General features: G+C 53.3%; 4 protein-coding genes. 3 read left to right on the top strand and 1 reads right to left on the bottom strand.

Going from position 1 to position 2,920, the window contains the following annotated elements; genetic code table 11:
• Nucleotides 1-321 precede the first annotated feature (321 nt).
• A complete protein-coding gene (locus tag AAAC48_RS16540) occupies nucleotides 322-675 on the bottom strand; it encodes a hypothetical protein (RefSeq protein WP_340655228.1) in 354 nt (117 codons plus the stop codon).
• Between the two features lie 751 nt (nucleotides 676-1,426).
• Between AAAC48_RS16540 and AAAC48_RS16545 the strand changes: the two genes are divergently transcribed.
• From AAAC48_RS16545 to AAAC48_RS16555, 3 genes are all read left to right on the top strand, one after another.
• Nucleotides 1,427-1,651 (top strand): hypothetical protein, encoded by a 225-nt coding sequence (locus tag AAAC48_RS16545; protein WP_340655229.1) that lies wholly within the window; start codon nucleotides 1,427-1,429, stop codon nucleotides 1,649-1,651.
• A gap of 54 nt (nucleotides 1,652-1,705) precedes the next feature.
• Nucleotides 1,706-2,038 carry a DUF1294 domain-containing protein gene (locus AAAC48_RS16550; protein WP_340655230.1) on the top strand — a complete coding sequence of 111 codons (333 nt, stop codon included), beginning with the start codon at nucleotides 1,706-1,708 and terminating at the stop codon, nucleotides 2,036-2,038.
• 200 nt (nucleotides 2,039-2,238) lie between these two features.
• Nucleotides 2,239-2,920, top strand: a 682-nt coding sequence (locus AAAC48_RS16555; protein ID WP_340655231.1) for a hypothetical protein, incomplete at its 3' end; no start/stop codon positions are given.

Genomic DNA, 2,920 nt, shown 5'->3' on the forward strand with positions numbered 1-2,920 from the left:
ACCGTGACCTGAATGAGCCGGAAGGCACGGGTAAGCTGCCGGTCCTCATCTTGCTGCGTGGCACGGACGGACCAGGGAGCGGCGCACCAGCCTCGGGTTCGGCTTCCCTCGGCGCCAGCGGCACATAGTATGACGAAACGTTCTCAGCAAAAATTGCCAGTTCGAGAGTTTGGGTTGGCCGTCAAGGTGTTTGGACAGTCATCTCAGTGCACTGCCGCTTGATACGAATGTAATCGCGCAAACCGATCAACGCCGTTCTCGCGGAAGCCCGATAGTCCGCCATTACGACCTTGCGCTGGCGAACTATCGGATCATGGTCAACTACCTCACTACGACCAGACGAGTTGCATTAAACTCGTCGGATTCGCCATTGCCGAACGACGTGCCATAGGGATCCTGGGCTTTCCAGCTAATCCTTACTTTGCTGCCGATCGCGACTCCGCGGAGGTTGGCGTTCCTTGGCAACTGATATTTTGTACCCGTGGTCAACTGGACCATCTTCGACTGCGGATCGAAGCTTTCAACCGTTCCTGTTGTGCTGAACATTTGGGCGGCGGGCACATTCATCGTGTGAACCGCCTTCATAGCGGACGTGTAGGTTCTCTGTCCTTGGGCCGCGGCGGCAACGCCAGTCGTCAGAGCGAGTGCAGAGATCACAATAAGTATTTTCTTCATCGCTAATCTCCTAGTCCTGTTCAGGACGGGAGACCCGATCCGAGCTTAGACAAGGACTGTGTCGTCCCGTCCCCACCTTGGCACTTCGTGTGTCAGTTGCGCGAGATTACGTCCTAAATATCCAGGAAAACAATGAATTGACTGTAATGTTGTTCAAGTTCTGTTGAGAGGAAAGTGATCGAGGGGACAGAAGCAAAAAAATTAAGCGTAGCGTTACTACCCTGTTTCTGGCGCTTCACCGCCGGAAACAATACCGTCGGTGGTCCAAGTCCCCAATATCGGAGTCTGCCTCGCAGGCTTCAAAGACTATTTGAGACCATTTGAAAAGCGATCTATCCACCTTCAAAAAAGTGATTATTTTTGTTGATCTTGTATCAAAGAGTTTATGGGCAATACCTACAATTTCCGACTCTTAATCCACGTTAAAATCGATAAACTTTGCCGTTTTGTTACTTCACGTTGGGGCACACGGGATGACCTCCGTTCACTATCCTGAGTTTGAATGCAACCGCTGTTACCACATTATTGTTGTGTCGCCCCGGCTGTTAACCGCGCAAACCATTATCCAATGCCCAAACTGCCAAAATGTCTTCGGGACGTGGGGGGATTTGTTGCCGAGATACGCCGCTGAAAAAGACGATGATGGTGTACTACACTTGGCCAGTTCGGCAGATGGAAGCAAATTGCATTAATTAACTGAAGGCCGTCCCCGCGCAGTTGATTACGGGGTTCACGACCTTCACGACATTTATTGTACCTGACGGATCGTCATATCTGCCTACTTGGCCGCATCGATGAATACGTCAAGCGCAGCGTCAGCGCTGGCGCTTCCTTGGAGCGCCAGGATACACGTATTTTTATTGCTCTCTCCTGGGATATCTCGTTATTGGGGCCATTTACTCGTCAGGAAATCCAAAGCCCCAAGCACCGAACCGATAGTTTGCAAGTTGCCAAGTTGATCGGTTTCACCGCCTAGAAAATTAAGTGTCCGGGAATAGCATCTGGTTCAGAGGATCAGGAGCTTTGCTTGATGAACGTTAGCACAACAGTCGATCAGAACGCGCTCATTGCCCTTTGCGCATATTACTTCGCGGTCAACGTCGCATGCTTCGGACTGTTCGCTTGGGACAAGCAAAGCGCACTACTTGGCCGAAGGCGGACTCCGGAGCGCACCCTTCTGACCTTGGCGTTCATTGGCGGGACGATTGGCGCAGTTGTCGCTCAACGAGCCTTGCGACACAAAACGATGAAAGAACCTTTTCGCACGAGGCTCGGTTTGATCGTCGTGTCTCAGGCAGTTATCTGCGGTGCTGCAATGGGTCTGGCGTTGTGGGAAATATTTTGGGGTGGAGCGCCCACTTAACCAATAGCCGGCGTACCAGCACCAGGCCCTGACCTCAAAGATAGGCTGGTGGTGCGTCAAGCTGCGGGGAAAGTCTGTCAGTCGCGTCCACTAAATGGTCAGGTGCATCGCGCTCGATCCAGGCGCAAAACACACCAAAATAGCCCTTGGAACGCTGTCAGTAGTTTGAATGGCAACCAGTGGAGGCTTTTAGGCGTTGCATGCCACGTGAATCGTTCTCGAAGGTTATCGTTGTGATCGACCGACGTTACATCAGCAAGGAAAGGAAAACGGGCGCGCTGGCTGCTTTTCCATATGACCGGATGACTGTGGAACGGTTCCGAGAAGCGTTTCCCCGCGCGCGATGGAGTGATGAAAAGCGAGCTTGGTTTGTGCCCGGCAAGACGGCTGAGCGTCGTCTGGACCGTTGGCTGGCGCGCGAGGCTGATTACGTGCTTCCTCACGCCGACGCCAAAGGCCGGGACGCCTACGAGTTTGAGCCTATCAATAGCTCATATCTTGAGGTGGCTGACGATTTGCACATTCGAACTCCATACTCGAAAACGGTCATCGAGCAAATGCGCGCTATACCGTGGGCGCACTGGGACGAGGACATGCGGGTGTGGCGCGTGCCCTTCCGGTCCTATGAGGAACTGCTGCGTCGATGGACTACCATTGAAGCCGCTGCTCGTCGCAACGAGCCGGAAGAGCGAAGGCGGCGGGTGGCCCTGCAGAAGAATTCCCCCACTTATAAGGCTTCTCAGCTTCGGTACGCTGAACGGCGACGGCGACGATATCCCCTGCCATCAGATGAATTGCCTCCTCTCGAACGTCCAGTCATGACGGAACAATATGGCATCGTCTCGTTTACGGATGTTTCCGGTGAGTTGGTCGATCCCGAAA

The sequence above is a fragment of the Phyllobacterium sp. genome (genome assembly GCF_037994405.1).
Taxonomy (GTDB): Bacteria; Pseudomonadota; Alphaproteobacteria; order Rhizobiales; family Rhizobiaceae; genus Phyllobacterium.

Coding starts and splice junctions, on each gene's coding strand:
- AAAC48_RS16540 (WP_340655228.1), bottom strand. CDS start 675: ATGAAGAAAATACTTATTGTGATCTCTGCACTCGCTCTGACGACTGGC.
- AAAC48_RS16550 (WP_340655230.1), top strand. CDS start 1,706: ATGAACGTTAGCACAACAGTCGATCAGAACGCGCTCATTGCCCTTTGC.